Below are 15,636 nucleotides of genomic sequence, written 5' to 3' on the forward strand. Positions count from 1 at the left end.
CCCGGCGCTTCGCGCCGACCTCTCCCCTTGGGAGAGGTAACCCTGCTCGCAGGTGCTTCCGTTTCAACCGAACTCTACCTCGTCCGCGGCTGGATCGGGAAATCATAGGCCGCCCCGCCCGTCCCCGGCAGGGAAAAATGCCACCACTCCTTCGAATAGTTCACAAAGCCTTGCCTGGCCATCGCAGCCACCAGCCGCTTGCGCCAGGCACGCTGCTCCGGAGTGATCGATGGTGCCGCAGTGTGCCCCTTCGGGTCGGTGCAGTCGTAGCCTGTGCCCATGTCGACGCTGCCCTCCGGCGCCCGCGCCTCGACCGGCGCCGTGCAATCCGAATAGGTCTTGGCTGGATCATATTTGGCGGAATTGTCCGCCCTGAGATCGACCAGCGTGAGATCTAGTGCCGCACCGGTCGAATGCTGCGAACGGCTCGCAATGTAGCCGAGGCGGAACAGCTCGGTCTTGGGAATCTTCGGATTGTAGCGCCGCTCCGACGCGGTCTCGCGGCCGTTCTGCGACCACTTGACCATGTCGAGCGAGGCCCGCGCCGGCCGGTAGCAGTCGAACATCTTGAGCGAGAGATTTTGCGCCGCCAGCTCCTGCTGCACCGCTTTCAGCCGCAGCCCCACCTCGCGCTTCACCACGCATTCGCCGGCATCGTAGCCGGCGAGCGGACGGCCGACGAAATTGTTCGACGTGGCGTAACGGATGTCCTGGATGATGCTGGGATCGATGTCGCGCAGATAGACGAAGTCGCCGGGCAAGGTCTGCGCCCGCGCGGGAACGAGAAACGATAGTGCGAGCAGCACGACAAGCGCGGCGCACGCCGCGGTTCCGGTCCTTGCGGTCATTGCACCGGATCCGAGTTGACCAGAAGCTTCGTGATCGCGGTGTCCGTATATTTGTTGCCGGCCCAGACGTCGTCGATGATGAACTGCATCCAATGGGCCGACACGGGCGGCCGCAATGTCAGCAATTGCGCCGACAGCTTGTCGTCGAGAATGAAGGTCTGCGACTCGCCGCCCGAGAACAGTACGCGGATCTGGCGGACCCTGTTGTTCTTGGCGAAGATGTCGGGGCTTTTCTGGTAGCCGTTCTGCACGTGGATCGATTTGACCCGCCGCACGGTTTCGAACTCGACGGTGATCCACTCGCCGACGCCGTTGCCTGAGGCGCCCTCGACCCAGGCCGTCCCCGTCGAGGCGTCGAACAAATTCGCTGCGCCGTACGAATTGCCGAATTGCGGCTTCAGCATCGAGCTGACGCAATAGGTCTCGAAGCCGCTGCGGGCGCAGCTTTCGCCTGCCGCGGAGGGACGCGGCGGACGCATGGTGGCGCGCTCCGCGACCGCAAGCCTTGCCGGCGGCTTGATCAGCATGCCCGCCACTTTCGGCGCCTCGTTCGACGATTCCGCATTCCAGAGAAAGATGCGCCCGCCGAGCGTCTGGTCGTAATAAGCGGGCGTCTGCTCGTGCGGTGCTGCTTGTCCTCCGGCATCCGTCGCCGTCAGCGCTAGCGCCGCCACGCGCTCGCGCACCTCGACCGCGAGGTCGCCGAGATGCAGCTCGGGCCGCTTGAGCTGCTCGACGAATATCCGCGTGAACACCGAGTTGTGCGCCGTATCGTTGCTGCCGAGCTGGTCGAGCGCGGTCTGGCCGATCCCCGCGGAATAGAGCGTGAAGATCCCGCGCGCGGGCTTCGCGTCAGCGAGCCCCCGCGTGTTCCCGATCGAGCGGCCCGCGGCGCGCGGAAACGGATTGTCACGGCAGGCATCGATGACGACGAAGGCGACACGCACTGCCTTGGCCTGAAGCTCCGCAATCACGTCGGGCTCGGCGATCGAGGCCCCGCGCACCCGCGCCTCGGCGCCCTCATTGACGGTGGGAACGTCGCTCGGCACGAGGTAGTTCACGCCTGCGATCGCAACGCCGTGTCCGGCATAGAACACGGCCGCGGTATCGCCCGGCTCGAGCCGCGACGTGAAATCCGCAAGCCGGTCGATCATGCCCTGGCGGCCAAGATTGGTCCCGAGCACGATGTCGAACCCGAGCGACCTCAGCGCGTCGGCCACGGTCGTTGCGTCATTGGCGGCCTTCTTCAATTGCCGGTCGGCCGGCAGGTTCGGATAGAGATCGTTGCCGATCACGAGTGCGACGCGTTTTTCGGCCCAAGCCGGTGTCGCAAGGCCAGCCATGCACGCGGTCGCGAGCGCAGCAACATTGCGCGCCAGTCGATTAAAATACCGCGTGCCCGTCATGATCCAGCCCGTGACGCAACCAATGTTGCGAGTCTAGCGCAAAGCGGCTGCCCCGAACACCGGCTGGCGGCGCCGCCTCCGCTGCAAAGCGCCGTGGATAAGTCCGGCGGCCGGATTTGAAGCTTGCTCCCCCCGCCGTCCGCCCCTATAGCTCTGCTTTTAATGACATCGAAATCGACCTTCGTCCTCGGCCACCGGCATCTGCTGGGCATCGAGGGCCTTTCCGCGGCCGACATCAGCGGCCTCCTCGACCTGTCCGAAGAATATGTCGAGCTCAACCGCCAGGTTGACAAGAAGCGCACCGTCCTGCGCGGACGGACGCAGGTGAACCTGTTCTTCGAGGCCTCCACCCGGACCCAGTCCTCGTTCGAGCTCGCCGGCAAGCGGCTGGGCGCCGACGTCATGAACATGTCGGTCGCCTCCTCGTCCATAAAGAAGGGCGAGACACTGATCGACACCGCGATGACGCTCAATGCGATGCACCCGGACATCCTGGTGATGCGCCATCACGCCTCCGGCGCGGTGGAACTGCTGGCCCGCAAGGTCGACGGTTCCGTGATCAATGCCGGCGACGGCGCGCATGAACATCCGACCCAGGCGCTGCTCGACGCGCTCACCATCCGCCGCAACAAGGGTCGGATCGAGGGGCTCGTGGTCGCGATCTGCGGCGACGTGATGCATTCGCGCGTCGCCCGCTCCAACATCATCCTGCTCAACACCATGGGCGCCCGCGTCCGCGTCGTCGGGCCCTCCACGCTGCTGCCGCCGGGCATCGAGCGGATGGGCGTCGAGGTCGCGCGCGACATGCGCGAGGGTCTCAACGGCGCCGACATCGTCATGATGCTGCGGCTGCAGCGCGAGCGCATGAACGGCTCCTTCGTGCCCTCGTCGAGCGAATACTTCCACTATTTCGGGCTCGACCAGAAGAAGCTCGCTTACGCCAAGCCGGACGCGCTCGTGATGCATCCCGGCCCCATGAACCGCGGCGTCGAAATCGACACGGCGGTCGCCGACGGTGCGCAATCCCTGATCCGAGAGCAGGTGGAGATGGGCGTCGCCGTGCGCATGGCGGTGCTGGAAGCGCTCGCCCGTAACCTGCCGAACGCGTGATGCCGATGTTGACCGATCGCCGCCCCATCCTGCTGGCCAATGCCCGCGTCGTCGATCCCTCCAGGGATTTCGACGGCGTCGGCGACGTCCTGATCGCCGACGGCAGCATTCGCGAGACCCGCCGCGGCATCGGCGCGGCCGGCGTCCCCGAGGGCACCGACATCGTCAATTGCTCCGGCAAGATCGTCGCACCCGGCCTGATCGACATGCGCGCCTTCGTCGGCGAACCCGGCTTCAGCCACCGCGAGACCTTTGCCACCGCGAGCCAGGCGGCCGCGACCGGCGGCATCACCACCATCATCTGCCAGCCCGACACCTCGCCGGTGATCGACAATTCGGCAACGGTCGACTTCGTGATGCGCCGCGCCCGCGACACCGCGATCGTCAACATCCAGCCGATGGCCGCCCTCACCAAGGGCATGCACGGCCAGGAGATGACCGAGTTCGGCCTGCTCAAGGCCGCGGGCGCCGTCGCCTTCAGCGATGGCGCCAGAAGCGTGACCAATGCGCAGGTGATGCGCCGCGCGCTGACTTATGCGCGCGATTTCGACGCGCTGATCGTGCATTACACCGAAGACCCCGATCTCGTCGGCGAAGGCGTGATGAACGAGGGCGAGTTCGCCTCGCGGCTCGGCCTGATGGGCATCCCAAATGCCGCCGAGGCCGTGATGCTGGAGCGCGATCTGCGCCTCGTCGCCCTCACCGGTGGCCGCTATCACGCGGCGTCGCTGACCTGCATCGATTCCCTCGACATCCTTCAGCGCGCGCGCGATGCCGGGCTCGCCGTCAGCGCCTCGGTCTCGATCAATCATCTCGCTCTGAACGAGAACGACATCGGTCCTTACCGTTCGTTCCTGAAGCTGTCGCCGCCGCTGCGCACCGAGGACGACCGCCGCGCCCTGGTGGCGGCAATCGGCTCCGGTCTGCTCGATGTCATCATGTCCGACCACAATCCGCAGGACGTCGAGGGCAAGCGCCTGCCGTTCGCGGAAGCCGCGCCCGGCGCCGTCGGGCTCGAGACCATGCTGCCGGCCGGCCTGCGGCTGGTGCACAATGGCGAGATCGAACTGAAGACGCTGATCCGCGCGATGTCGACCCGCCCGGCCGAGCTGCTCGGCCTGTCGGGCGGAACCCTGCGCGCCGGCAGCCCCGCGGATGTCATCGTGATCGACCCCGACGTGCCCTGGGTGGTCGATCCCGCCGACCTCAAGTCGCCCTGCAAGAACACCCCGTTCGACGAGGCCCGCTTTACAGGCCGGGTGGTGCGCACCATTGTCGGCGGACGAACGGTATATGAGCATGTCTGACGTGCGGCTTCGTTCGACGTGGAGAATGGGCCTTTGGAGATGCCGCCATGGCGCTTGAACCGTTTCTGCCGGTGGCTTTCGTCATCGGCTATCTCCTCGGCGCGATTCCGTTCGGGCTGATCCTGACTAGGCTCGCGGGCACCCAGGATATCCGCTCGATCGGCTCCGGCAGCATCGGCGCCACCAACGTGCTGCGCACCGGACGCAAGAGCCTCGCCGCGGGCACTCTGCTGTTCGACGCGCTCAAGGGCACCGTGGCGGTGGTGATCGCCGGCTACATCGCAGGCCCCTATGCCGCAATGGTAGCCGGGCTCGGCGCTTTCCTCGGCCACCTCTTCCCGGTCTGGCTGAAGTTCAAAGGCGGCAAGGGCGTCGCGGTCTATATCGGCATCCTGCTGGGGCTGTTCTGGCCGGGCGCCGTCGTGTTCTGCCTGCTCTGGCTGGCGACCGCCTTCACCACCCGCTATTCCTCGCTCTCGGCGCTGGTGGCGGCATTCATCACGCCGATGTTCCTGTGGTGGTTCGGTCATCTCGCATTGTCGGCACTTGCCGCCGTGCTCACCCTGCTGTTGTTCTACGCGCATCGCGAGAACATCAAGCGCCTGCAAGCGGGCAAGGAAAGCCGGATCGGCGAGAAAGCCTAGAGCATGATCCGGAAAAGTGCGTAGCGGTTTTCCGAAAAGATCATGCTCAAACAATAACCTAAAGCGCGATGACGATTCCTAATCGCATCGCGCTTTAGAGCGCTTTCGGGCGAAGTGAATGCCGGTTCGCGTCAAGAAGACGCGTCAACAAGTATCTGAGGTCGGAAAAAGTACGGATACTGCCGCACCCCTTCCGCATTATATGCCAAATCCTGTTCGCAATTGCCGTGCGAGTCACGGCAGGCTGTAGCGAACGGGTTCCATGCCTGTCATCCTGACACGGGAAACGGCGTTAGGCGGTTGCTCAGAATGAGCGAGAAGATTGTCGGCGTGAATGACGGGATCGGCTCGCTCGGTGCTTCCGGCACTGCAGCAAGCCGGCTGCTCTCGGCGACCAATATCTGGTCCGACGCGCCGCTGCCCCCGCCTGCCCCCGTTTCGCGGCCAGCGCAGCAGCCGGAGCCTACCGTTAAACCTGACGCTCCACTTGACATCGTCGTCGCCAAGGCTGCACCGGCCGCGCCCGCGCGGGCTCGTTCCGACCAATGGCCGCGGCGAAAGCTTTCGCTGGCGCTGCAGGGCGGCGGCACCTTTGCGGCCTTCACCTGGGGCGTGCTGGAGCGCCTGCTCGAAGAGACGTCCATCGAGATTGACACCGTCAGCGGCGCCAGCGCCGGCGCCATCAATGCGCTGCTGCTCGCTTGCGGCCTGGCCGAAGGCGGCCGCGAAGGCGCCCGTTCCAGGCTGAACCGGTTCTGGGTCCGGCTGATGCACGAGGCCTCGTTCCGCTCACTGATGCTGATCGGCGGCTTTTCGCCGGCGGGAAGCTCGGTCGCGTTCGGCCCGACCCTGCGCTCCGGGCAGTTCGATCCGTTCGACCTCGATCCGCTGCGGCAGGCGGTCTCCCGCGACATCAACTTTTCCGTCCTGCGCCATGCGCGGTGCCCAAAACTGCTGATCGCGGCGACGCGGATCCGCGACGGGCAGCAGCAGATTTTCGGCAACGAGGCCATCACCGCCGACGTCGCGCTGGCCTCGACCTGCCCTCCGCTGGTCCATTGTGCGGTCGAGATCGACGGCGAGGCCTATTGGGACGGCGGCTTTGGCGGCAATCCGCCGCTGCTGCGCCTGGTGCAGGACACGGCGGCAACGGATCTGCTGCTGGTCCAGGTCACGCCAACGCGCGACAGCTACGTGCCGATCACGCTCGCCGCGATCGACCGCCGGCTCGACCAGATCGCGGCCAACGCCGCGCTCAAGGCCGAGATCGCCGCGATCGAATGGGCGCAGTCGCACATGACCTCTCCGCTGCGGCTCACGAGGATCGCGGCGGAAGACTCCGTTGACGGTCTGGCGCAGCGCTCATCCACCGATCTCGGCCGCGGCTTTATTCGCCTGCTGCACCGGAGCGGCCGCGCAGCCGCCGAGCAATGGCTCGGGCAAGGCGCGGGCGCCGGCGCGGCGCCCTCAGCGCCCGCTCAGGCCCTCGCTCCTTCCGAACCTGTGCTAGCCTGATTTTGCCAACGCGTCCTCCAGGAACCAGGCCACCGCGAGCGCCAAAGGATCGTTGCCGAAGCGTGCGATCACCTGCACGCCAACAGGCAGGCCACCGACCTTCAGCACCGGCACGTTGACGCAAGGATTGCCCATCAGCGTCCACAGCCGGTTGTAGCGCGGATCGCCGGTGCTCGCGAGCTCCTTGGCCGGCGCAGTGCCGGGCGCGGAATAGGTCAGCAGCACGTCGACGCTTTCGAACAATTCACTGAGCTCGCGGCGGCCGCGACGGCTGATGCGGCGCGCCTCGTCATAGTCTTTCGGCGTCAGCCCGACCGTCGCATCGAGACTGGCGCGCAGCATTGGCGCGATCTCGTCGTGACGTTCCGAAAACTCCCAGGCGAGCGCGCGATGCGCTTCATAATCCTGGATGATCGGGTGGATGCGCCAGGCCTCCTGCACCGCCTCGGGCAGATCGATGGTCTGCACCTTGGCACCGGCGCGCATCGCCGCCTTGATCGCAGCCTGCAGCCCCTCTTCGGCCGCCGGCTCCACGGCGCCTGCGAACTCCTGCCTGACCACACCGATGCGCGGCGACTTCGCCGGGGTGATACCGGAGAATTCCGTGCGCCCCGTCATCGCCAAGAGACCGCGCGCAAGATCCTCCGCGCGGGCGCCGAACAGGCCGACCGTGTCGAGCGCCCACGAATAGCACTTGACGCCGACGGTCGGCAGCATCCGGAACGACGGCTTGATCGCCGCCGTTCCGCAATAGGCCGCCGGCCGGATCACCGAGCCGCCGGTCTGAGTACCCAGCCCCAGCGGGATCATGCCGGCGCCGACGGCCGCCGCCGAGCCCGAGGACGAGCCGCCGGGCGAATGCGCCGTATTGTGCGGATTGCGCGTCGGCGTCGGATCGCGCGAAGCGAATGCTGTGGTCGTGGTCTTGCCGATGACGGTGGCGCCCGCCCGCTTCAGCATCATCACCACCGGCGCATCAGCGCGCGGCTGCCAGCCGCGATAGATCTCCGAGCCCATCTCGGTCGGCATGTTGGCGGTGTCGATGATGTCCTTGATGCCGACGGCAATGCCGCGCAGCGGGCCCGAGGCTTGCGCCTTCGCGGATTTGTCGTGCCGGACGAAAGCCTGAACGTCCTTCTCCTTGGCTTCGATCGCCGCATGCGACTGAGCGATGGCGGCGTCGGGCGAAAGCTCCCCCGCTTCGATGCGGCGCTGGAGGTCGGCAAGTGAGATCATGGCAACATCCTTCTTATTGCGATCGCTTTTAGCATCGCAGCGAGGTCGTGCAAGCGTACGTCCCTGTTGCGCAACGCCCTCAGGTTGTTCCATGCTGTCCCTGCAAGGAGCCGCCGTGGACGCCATCAACAGAAGCGTGGAGCTGACTGCCGAGCGGATCGACCGCCTGCGGCTGATCCGTTCCGACAATGTCGGGCCGCGCACCTTCCGCTCGCTGGTCGATCATTTCGGCAGCCCACGCGCCGCGCTGGAGCGGCTGCCTGACCTTGCCCGGCGCGGCGGCGCGGCGCGATCGGGGCGCATCTGCAGCCCGGATGAAGCAAAGGCCGAGCTCGCCGCGAGCCGCAAGTTCGGCATCGCCTGGCGCGCGCCCGGCGAGGACGGCTATCCGGCGCGGCTGGTGATGATCGACGATGCGCCGCCGCTGCTCGCGGTGCGCGGCGACACCAAATCCCTGATGCGGCCGATGATCGCGATCGTCGGCTCGCGCAACGCCTCCGGCGCCGGACTTAAATTCGCCGGCCAGCTCGCGCGCGAGCTCGGCGAAGCCGGCTTCGTCGTCATCTCCGGGCTCGCCCGCGGTGTCGACCAGGCCGCGCATCGCACCAGCGTCAAGAGCGGCACGATCGCCGTACTCGCCGGCGGCCATGACTGCATCTATCCGCCCGAGCATGGCGACCTGCTCGCCGCGATTCTGGATCACGCCGGCGCTGCGATCTCCGAGATGCCGCTCGGCCACGAGCCGCGCGCTCGCGACTTCCCCCGTCGCAACCGCCTGATCTCGGGCGCTTCGCTCGGCGTCGTCGTGGTCGAGGCGGCGCACCGCTCGGGCTCGCTGATCACGGCACGCATGGCGGCCGAACAGGGCCGCGAGGTGTTCGCCGTTCCGGGCTCGCCGCTCGATCCGCGCGCCGCCGGCACCAACGACCTGATCAAGCAGGGCGCAACGCTCGTCACCGAAGCTGCCGACATCATCAACGCGGTTCAGCCGATCATGGAGCGGCCGCTGATGCATCCCGCGGGCGAGCCCGACAGCGAACCGTTCGAAAGCGATCCGCAAAGCCATGATCGCGACCAGATCACCGCCCTGCTCGGCCCAGCCCCTGTTACGATCGACGACCTCGTCCGGATGTCCGGCGCCTCGCCCGCGATCGTACGCACCGTGCTGCTGGAGCTCGAGCTCGCCGGCAAGCTGGAACGCCACGGCGGCGGATTGGTGTCGCTGGTTTAGCGTCGTCCCCAGTTGTCATTCCGGGGCGCGACGAAGTCGCGAGCCCGGAATCCATTTCATCCACTTGATCTGCGGCCAAATGGATTCCGGGCTCCCTCGCTCCGCTGGGGCCCCGGAATGACGAAATGGAGGCCGTACGCTAACCTTCCTTGCGCTGGTCGAACCGCGTTCGTGCCGCCTCGATCTGCTCCAGATGCGCGATCGCCCATTCTCCGAGCGCTTGCACCGGCTGCTGGAGGCCGCGGCCGAGATCGGTCAGCTCATAATCCACCCGCGGCGGGATGGTCGGAAAGATCGTGCGCGTAACGAGGCCGTCGCGCTCGAGGCCACGCAACGTCAGGGTCAACATCCGCTGCGAGATGCCGTTGATCATGCGCTTGAGCTCGTTGAAGCGCTTTGGCCCGTCGCTCAGCATCATGATGACGAACACGCTCCACTTGTCGCCGACGCGGGACAGCACGGAGGCGACCCCGCGGCAGTCCGCATGGTTGGGATCCGGCATGGGCCTGGTATCCGGCCTCGGATTTGGCCGCGGCGGAGCAGGCAAATCGGTGTGCGCAGGTTTCAATGATGTGCCCATGGCTCAAAAAAGTGCGTTCTTGCGGGGATTTCGATAGTCACACATGTAGCGCTGGTTACAAACTTATACCAGGGTGACCCCACATGAAACTCCTCCATGTCGACTCCAGCGTGCTCGGCCCCCACTCCGTTAGCCGGCAGGTTTCCGCCGCCATCGTCGACCGGCTCCGGCAGGCGACGCCCTCGCTTCAAGTCGTCTACCGCGACCTGACCGAGACGCCGCTCGCCCACCTCTCCGGCTCGCACCTCGCCGCCGCGCAAGGCGCCGCCGCGCCGGCGGAACTCGGGCCCGACCTTGCCGCAAGCGCGGCGGCGCTGGAGGAGTTCCTGGCCGCCGACATCGTCGTGATCGGCGCGCCCATGTACAATTTTACCATTCCGAGCCAACTCAAGGCCTGGATCGACCGCATTCTCGTGGCGGGGAAGACTTTCAAGTACGGCGCGGCCGGGCCGGAGGGACTCGCCGGCGGCAAGCGCGTGATCGTGGCCATTTCGCGCGGCGGCCACTACGGCGCAGAGACGCCCTACGCAGCCGGCGAGCATCTCGAAACCTATCTGCGCTGGGTGTTCGGCTTCATCGGTATCACCAGCGTCGAATTCATCCCGGCTGACGGCATCCAACTCGGGCCGGAGCACCGCGAGAAGGCGATCGCCGGTGCGCTCCAGTCGGCAACAAGCCTGCGCGCGGCCTAGCCGCGGCTAACGCGTCGGGCGCAACGCGAATGTTGCGCCCGAGCAGGTTCGCTTGATGTGATCAGCCGCGATAGATCGGCGCGCCGCTCGGCGAGGCCACCGCGCCGCCGTCGACGAAGATTTCCTGGCCCTGCACATGCGCGGAATCATCGGAGGCGAGGAACAGCACCGTCTTCGCCACGTGATCGGTCTCGCCGATGCGGCCGAGCGGCGTCGACAGCGCGATCCGCTTCTCGAACACCTTTTCGGCTTCCGGCGTCGCGGTCGCGGGTCCCCAGATCGGGGTGCGGATCGCGCCCGGCGCGACCACGTTGACGCGAATGCCGCGCGGCGACAGTTCTGAGGCCATGATCCGCGCCATCGCCCGCACGCCGGCCTTCGCCGCGCCGTAGGCCGAGTAGCCGGGAATGCCGAGCACCGAGATCACCGAGCCGTTGAGGATGATCGAGGCGCTGTCCTTAAGAAAAGGCAACGCGGATTGAACGGTGAAGAACACGCCGGTCAGATTGGTGCTGATCACCTTCTCGAACACCTCTGGTGTCGCCGATCCCAGCGGAGTGCCGCCGGCGATGCCGGCATTGGCGAACACGATGTCGAACTTGCCGAATTTCTCCGCGCCCTGCTTGATCGCAGCTTCCGTCGCCGCGATGTCCGTCGCGTCGGCTGGCAGCGCGAGCGCGTTCGGCCCGAGCTCTTTCGCGGCCGCGGCCAGCGTCTCCTTGTTACGCCCGGTGATCACCACCTTGGCGCCCTCGGCCACGAACAGTTTTGCCGTCGCCAGCCCGATGCCGCTATTGCCGCCGGTGATCAGCGCCGTCTTGTCCTTCAGTCTCACGCTCGCCTCCAGTAGTTGCATGATGAAACCATATTGCGATTTAGGCCATATGGTTTTATGATGCAACCACACAAGCGCGTGATCGACTGAACGCGACCGGATGGACGACGATGGTGAAACGAACGAGCTTTGCCGGTGATGCCTGCCCGATCGCGCGGTCGCTTGAGGCGCTCGGCGACTGGTGGTCGCTCTTGATCATCCGCGAGGCGCTGTTCGGCGTCCGCCGCTTCGGCGAGTTTCAGAACAAGCTCGGCATGGCCAAGAACATCCTGGCGGCGCGGCTGCGATCGCTGGTCGACCACGGCATTCTGGAAACCGCCCCCGCCTCCGACGGCAGCGCCTATCAGGAATATGTGCTGACGACGAAGGGCCGCGGCACCTTCCCGATCCTGGTCGCGCTGCGGCAATGGAGCGAGGAGTTCGACGACCACCCGGAGGAGATCGCGACCATCCTGGTCGATCGCGCGAAAGGCCGTCCGGTGAAGAAGCTGGAAATGCGCGCCGATGACGGCCGCCTGCTCAGCCCCGCCGACACCACCCTAAAGCCGCGGCCGGCGCGGCGACGAAGGTCGGCCGAAGCGAACTAGTCTGGCGAAGCTGAGCTTCGCTAGCATCCGACCAGGCTGGCTTTGCGGACGGTTTTCAGGCGGTTTGCGCGTTGATGCCGCCCGAACTGGACGTCGTAGCTCAGGTCATAAACACAGCCGACCTTCATGGCGGCGAAATCTGCGTTCCGCTCGATCATGTAATGACCGGAAGGCTCTGTCATGAGATAGACACGGCCGGGCTCGGCCCAGGCTTGATCGACGCCGCGATAGATCACCCGGTCGGTCGAGCCGGTAGCCGCAAACCAGAGGATCAACCCTCCGATCAAGGCCGCCATGATGACGAGGCTACGAATGTCGTTGCGGAGCTTGTCAGCCAGGGTCGAGAGATTGGACGCGCTATTCACGCTTGGTTGGTCGCGGGTCGAGCGCGGCAGTTCAATTCGTCCAGCCTGTCACGACAGCTTGCGCTTGGTCCGTAGCCGCAGATGCTCGTCGGCCTCGAGCTTGGTCATGCCCAGGAGGTAATGCAGCACGTCCAGCTTGTGGCGCTCGGCCAGCTTACGTAGGGCCCCCGTTTGCTCGGCGATGAAGGCCACGGCCTCGTCCGCACCGCCCTCCCCCGGTTCCTCGTGACGCGTGCCCCCCGGCGCGCCGGACCCGGCGCGCGCCCGTTTTTTTCCTGGCTTGGTCACCAGTACCCCACCCGAATCCATGCCCCGACAGGACATTACGCCCACATCAACCGCAACTCCAAGGTGGTATTCTGCAACTTTTTCGATATGAAACTTTTCCCATTGCGGCGCCTTTCAACACCCCACGATTTGACAGGGGGCCGCTCACCACCCATGTTCGGGTCGAAACGGCCGACCCGAGTCCTTTCGTTTTCGGCCCAAGATTTCCCCGTAAGCCACTGGAACTAAATGAATATCGTCATTGTGGAGTCGCCGGCGAAAGCCAAGACGATCAACAAATATCTGGGCTCGTCCTATGAGGTTCTGGCCTCGTTCGGCCATGTCCGCGATCTCCCGGCGAAGAACGGTTCCGTCGATCCCGACGCCAATTTCAAGATGATCTGGGAGGTCGACCCCAAGGCGGCCGGCCGGCTCAACGATATCGCGAAGTCGCTGAAGGGCGCCGACCGCCTGATTCTCGCCACCGACCCCGATCGCGAGGGCGAAGCCATCTCCTGGCACGTGCTGGAGGTGATGAAGGAGAAGCGCGCGCTGAAGGATCAGAAGATCGAGCGCGTGGTGTTCAACGCCATCACCAAGCAGGCCGTCTCGGAGGCGATGAAGCATCCACGCGAGATCGACGGCGCCCTGGTCGACGCCTACATGGCGCGCCGCGCGCTCGACTATCTGGTCGGCTTCACTCTCTCCCCCGTGCTGTGGCGCAAGCTGCCGGGCGCCCGCTCGGCCGGCCGCGTGCAGTCGGTGGCGCTGCGCCTCGTCTGCGACCGCGAGCTCGAGATCGAGAAGTTCGTGCCGCGCGAATATTGGTCGTTGATCGCGACCCTGCTCACCCCGCGGGGCGATGCCTTCGAGGCGCGCCTCGTCGGCGCCGACGGCAAGAAGATCCAGCGCCTCGACATCGGCACCGGCGCGGAAGCCGAAGACTTCAAGAAGGCGCTGGAACTGGCGACTTACGCGGTCACCGCGGTCGACGCCAAGCCGGCCCGTCGCAATCCGCAGGCGCCCTTCACCACCTCGACGCTGCAGCAGGAAGCCAGCCGCAAATACGGCTTTGCGCCGGCGCACACGATGCGCATCGCCCAGCGTCTTTATGAGGGCATCGACATCGGTGGCGAGACCACCGGACTCATTACTTATATGCGTACCGACGGCGTGCAGATCGCCCCGGAGGCGATCACCCAGGCGCGCAAGGTGATCGGCGAGGACTACGGCAACGCCTACGTGCCGGATAGCCCGCGCCAGTACCAGGCCAAGGCCAAGAACGCCCAGGAAGCGCACGAAGCGATCCGCCCGACCGACCTCTCCCGCCGCCCCGACAGCATGAGCCGCAAGCTCGATGCCGATCAGGCCAAGCTGTATGAGCTAATCTGGAAGCGCACCATCGCGAGCCAGATGGAATCCGCCGAGCTCGAGCGCACCACCGTCGACATCACGGCGAAGGCCGGCTCCCGCACCCTGGAGCTGCGCGCCACCGGCCAGGTCGTCAAGTTCGACGGCTTCCTCGCGCTCTACCAGGAAGGCCGCGACGACGAGGAGGACGAGGATTCGCGCCGCCTGCCCGCGATGAGCCCGAACGACGCCCTGAAGCGGCAGAGCCTGTCCGTCACCCAGCATTTCACCGAGCCGCCGCCGCGCTTCTCGGAAGCTTCACTAGTCAAGCGTATGGAGGAGCTCGGCATCGGCCGGCCCTCGACCTATGCCTCGATCCTGCAGGTCCTGAAGGACCGCGGCTACGTCAAGCTGGAGAAGAAGCGTCTGCACGGCGAGGACAAGGGCCGCGTCGTGGTCGCCTTCCTCGAAAGCTTCTTTGCCCGCTATGTCGAGTACGACTTTACGGCGAGCCTCGAAGAGCAACTCGACCGCATCTCCAACAACGAGATCTCCTGGCAACAGGTTCTGAAGGACTTTTGGACCGGCTTCATCGGCGCCGTCGACGACATCAAGGAGCTGCGCGTCGCCCAGGTGCTCGACGTGCTCGACGACATGCTGGGCCAGCACATCTATCCGCCGCGCGCCGATGGTGGCGATATCAGGCAGTGCCCGAACTGCGGCACCGGCCGGCTGAACCTCAAGGCCGGCAAGTTCGGCGCCTTCGTCGGCTGCTCGAACTATCCGGAATGCCGCTACACCCGTCAGCTCGCCGCCGATGGCGAGGCGACTGCTGACCGTTCGCTCGGCCAGGATCCCGACACGGGTCGCGATGTCTGGGTCAAGGCCGGCCGCTTCGGCCCCTACATCCAGCTCGGCGAGCAGAAGGATTATGAAGAAGGCGAGAAGCCCAAGCGCGCCGGCATTCCGAAGGGCACCTCGCCCAGCGACGTCGATCTCGAGCTCGCGCTGAAGCTGCTGTCGCTGCCGCGCGAGATCGGCAAGCATCCGGAGACCGGCCAGCCCATCACCGCGGGCCTCGGCCGCTTCGGACCGTTCGTGAAGCACGAGAAGACCTATGCCAGCCTCGAGGCCGGCGATGAGGTGTTCGACATCGGCCTCAATCGTGCCGTGACGCTGATCGCGGAGAAGGTTGCCAAGGGCCCGAGCCGCCGCTTCGGCGCCGATCCCGGCAAGGCGCTCGGCGATCATCCGACGCTCGGCACGGTCACCGTGAAGAGCGGCCGTTACGGCGCCTATGTCACCGCGGGCGGCGTCAACGCGACCATCCCGGCCGAGTTCGAGAAGGACACCATCACGCTGCCGCAGGCGATCGCGCTGATCGACGAGCGCGCCGCCAAGAGTGGCGGCAAGGCCAAGAAGGCGGCGAAGCCGACCAAGGCCAAGAAAGCGTCAGAGAAGGCTGCGGACGGCGAGGACGCCGCACCGAAGCCGAAGAAGCCGGCTGCGAAGAAAGCCTCGGCCAAATCCAAATCCGAATCCACCAGCAAGGCGCGCGCCGCCGTGCCGTCGACCGCAAAGACGTCGCCGACCAAGGCAGCTGCCACCAAGAATCCGGCAAATACTCCGGCCAAGAAGAGTGCCGGCAAGACCTGAGATCAAG

The 15,636-nt window shown here is 65.9% G+C and carries 15 protein-coding genes; 8 read left to right on the top strand and 7 right to left on the bottom strand.

What is annotated here, in order from left to right; all coding sequences use genetic code 11:
• Positions 1 to 74 precede the first annotated feature (74 nt).
• Positions 75 to 848 (bottom strand): M15 family metallopeptidase, encoded by a 774-nt coding sequence (locus ACM43_RS03895; RefSeq protein WP_271538131.1) that lies wholly within the window; start codon positions 846 to 848, stop codon positions 75 to 77.
• Positions 845 to 2,191, bottom strand: coding sequence for an NADase-type glycan-binding domain-containing protein (locus ACM43_RS03900; protein WP_271538133.1), 1,347 nt, complete (start codon positions 2,189 to 2,191; stop codon positions 845 to 847). Before ACM43_RS03900 ends, ACM43_RS03895 begins: the two co-directional genes overlap by 4 nt.
• A gap of 225 nt (positions 2,192 to 2,416) precedes the next feature.
• Between ACM43_RS03900 and ACM43_RS03905 the strand changes: the two genes are divergently transcribed.
• From ACM43_RS03905 to ACM43_RS03920, 4 genes are all read left to right on the top strand, one after another.
• Positions 2,417 to 3,364 (top strand): aspartate carbamoyltransferase catalytic subunit, encoded by a 948-nt coding sequence (locus ACM43_RS03905; protein WP_036015092.1) that lies wholly within the window; start codon positions 2,417 to 2,419, stop codon positions 3,362 to 3,364.
• 5 nt (positions 3,365 to 3,369) lie between these two features.
• Positions 3,370 to 4,671 carry a dihydroorotase gene (locus ACM43_RS03910; protein ID WP_036015131.1) on the top strand — a complete coding sequence of 434 codons (1,302 nt, stop codon included), beginning with the start codon at positions 3,370 to 3,372 and terminating at the stop codon, positions 4,669 to 4,671.
• A 47-nt stretch (positions 4,672 to 4,718) separates the two neighbouring features.
• Entirely contained in the window at positions 4,719 to 5,315 is a 597-nt protein-coding gene (gene plsY, locus ACM43_RS03915; RefSeq protein ID WP_271538136.1) for a glycerol-3-phosphate 1-O-acyltransferase PlsY, read from the top strand.
• A gap of 309 nt (positions 5,316 to 5,624) precedes the next feature.
• Complete coding sequence (locus ACM43_RS03920) at positions 5,625 to 6,830, top strand: patatin-like phospholipase family protein (RefSeq protein WP_271538138.1); 1,206 nt, start codon at positions 5,625 to 5,627, stop codon at positions 6,828 to 6,830.
• Here ACM43_RS03920 and ACM43_RS03925 read toward each other — a convergent pair.
• Positions 6,822 to 8,066 (bottom strand): amidase, encoded by a 1,245-nt coding sequence (locus ACM43_RS03925; protein WP_271538139.1) that lies wholly within the window; start codon positions 8,064 to 8,066, stop codon positions 6,822 to 6,824. The genes ACM43_RS03920 and ACM43_RS03925 overlap by 9 nt on opposite strands.
• 91 nt (positions 8,067 to 8,157) lie before the next feature.
• On the opposite strand from ACM43_RS03925, the gene dprA reads away from it, so the two are divergent.
• The gene (dprA, locus tag ACM43_RS03930) at positions 8,158 to 9,297 is read left to right on the top strand and encodes a DNA-processing protein DprA (protein ID WP_271538141.1); all 1,140 of its coding nucleotides are present in this window, start codon (positions 8,158 to 8,160) and stop codon (positions 9,295 to 9,297) included.
• Between the two features lie 139 nt (positions 9,298 to 9,436).
• Here dprA and ACM43_RS03935 read toward each other — a convergent pair whose 3' ends face one another.
• A complete protein-coding gene (locus ACM43_RS03935; RefSeq protein WP_271538143.1) occupies positions 9,437 to 9,877 on the bottom strand; it encodes a winged helix-turn-helix transcriptional regulator in 441 nt (146 codons plus the stop codon).
• A gap of 83 nt (positions 9,878 to 9,960) precedes the next feature.
• On the opposite strand from ACM43_RS03935, the gene ACM43_RS03940 reads away from it, so the two are divergent.
• A complete protein-coding gene (locus ACM43_RS03940) occupies positions 9,961 to 10,569 on the top strand; it encodes an FMN-dependent NADH-azoreductase (protein ID WP_271538146.1) in 609 nt (202 codons plus the stop codon).
• Between the two features lie 61 nt (positions 10,570 to 10,630).
• Here ACM43_RS03940 and ACM43_RS03945 read toward each other — a convergent pair whose 3' ends face one another.
• Positions 10,631 to 11,404 (bottom strand): SDR family oxidoreductase, encoded by a 774-nt coding sequence (locus ACM43_RS03945; protein ID WP_271538148.1) that lies wholly within the window; start codon positions 11,402 to 11,404, stop codon positions 10,631 to 10,633.
• 110 nt (positions 11,405 to 11,514) lie between these two features.
• On the opposite strand from ACM43_RS03945, the gene ACM43_RS03950 reads away from it, so the two are divergent.
• A complete protein-coding gene (locus ACM43_RS03950; protein ID WP_271538149.1) occupies positions 11,515 to 11,991 on the top strand; it encodes a winged helix-turn-helix transcriptional regulator in 477 nt (158 codons plus the stop codon).
• Between the two features lie 20 nt (positions 11,992 to 12,011).
• Here ACM43_RS03950 and ACM43_RS03955 read toward each other — a convergent pair whose 3' ends face one another.
• Entirely contained in the window at positions 12,012 to 12,287 is a 276-nt protein-coding gene (locus ACM43_RS03955) for a hypothetical protein (protein ID WP_271538151.1), read from the bottom strand.
• Between the two features lie 117 nt (positions 12,288 to 12,404).
• The gene (locus tag ACM43_RS03960; protein ID WP_036025554.1) at positions 12,405 to 12,644 is read right to left on the bottom strand and encodes a hypothetical protein; all 240 of its coding nucleotides are present in this window, start codon (positions 12,642 to 12,644) and stop codon (positions 12,405 to 12,407) included.
• Between the two features lie 228 nt (positions 12,645 to 12,872).
• Between ACM43_RS03960 and topA the strand changes: the two genes are divergently transcribed.
• Positions 12,873 to 15,629: a type I DNA topoisomerase gene (gene topA / locus ACM43_RS03965; protein WP_271538154.1), complete on the top strand. Its 2,757-nt coding sequence runs from the start codon at positions 12,873 to 12,875 to the stop codon at positions 15,627 to 15,629.
• Positions 15,630 to 15,636 lie beyond the last annotated feature (7 nt).

This window comes from Bradyrhizobium sp. CCBAU 45321 (assembly GCF_028128975.1).
Taxonomy (GTDB): Bacteria; Pseudomonadota; Alphaproteobacteria; order Rhizobiales; family Xanthobacteraceae; genus Bradyrhizobium; species Bradyrhizobium yuanmingense.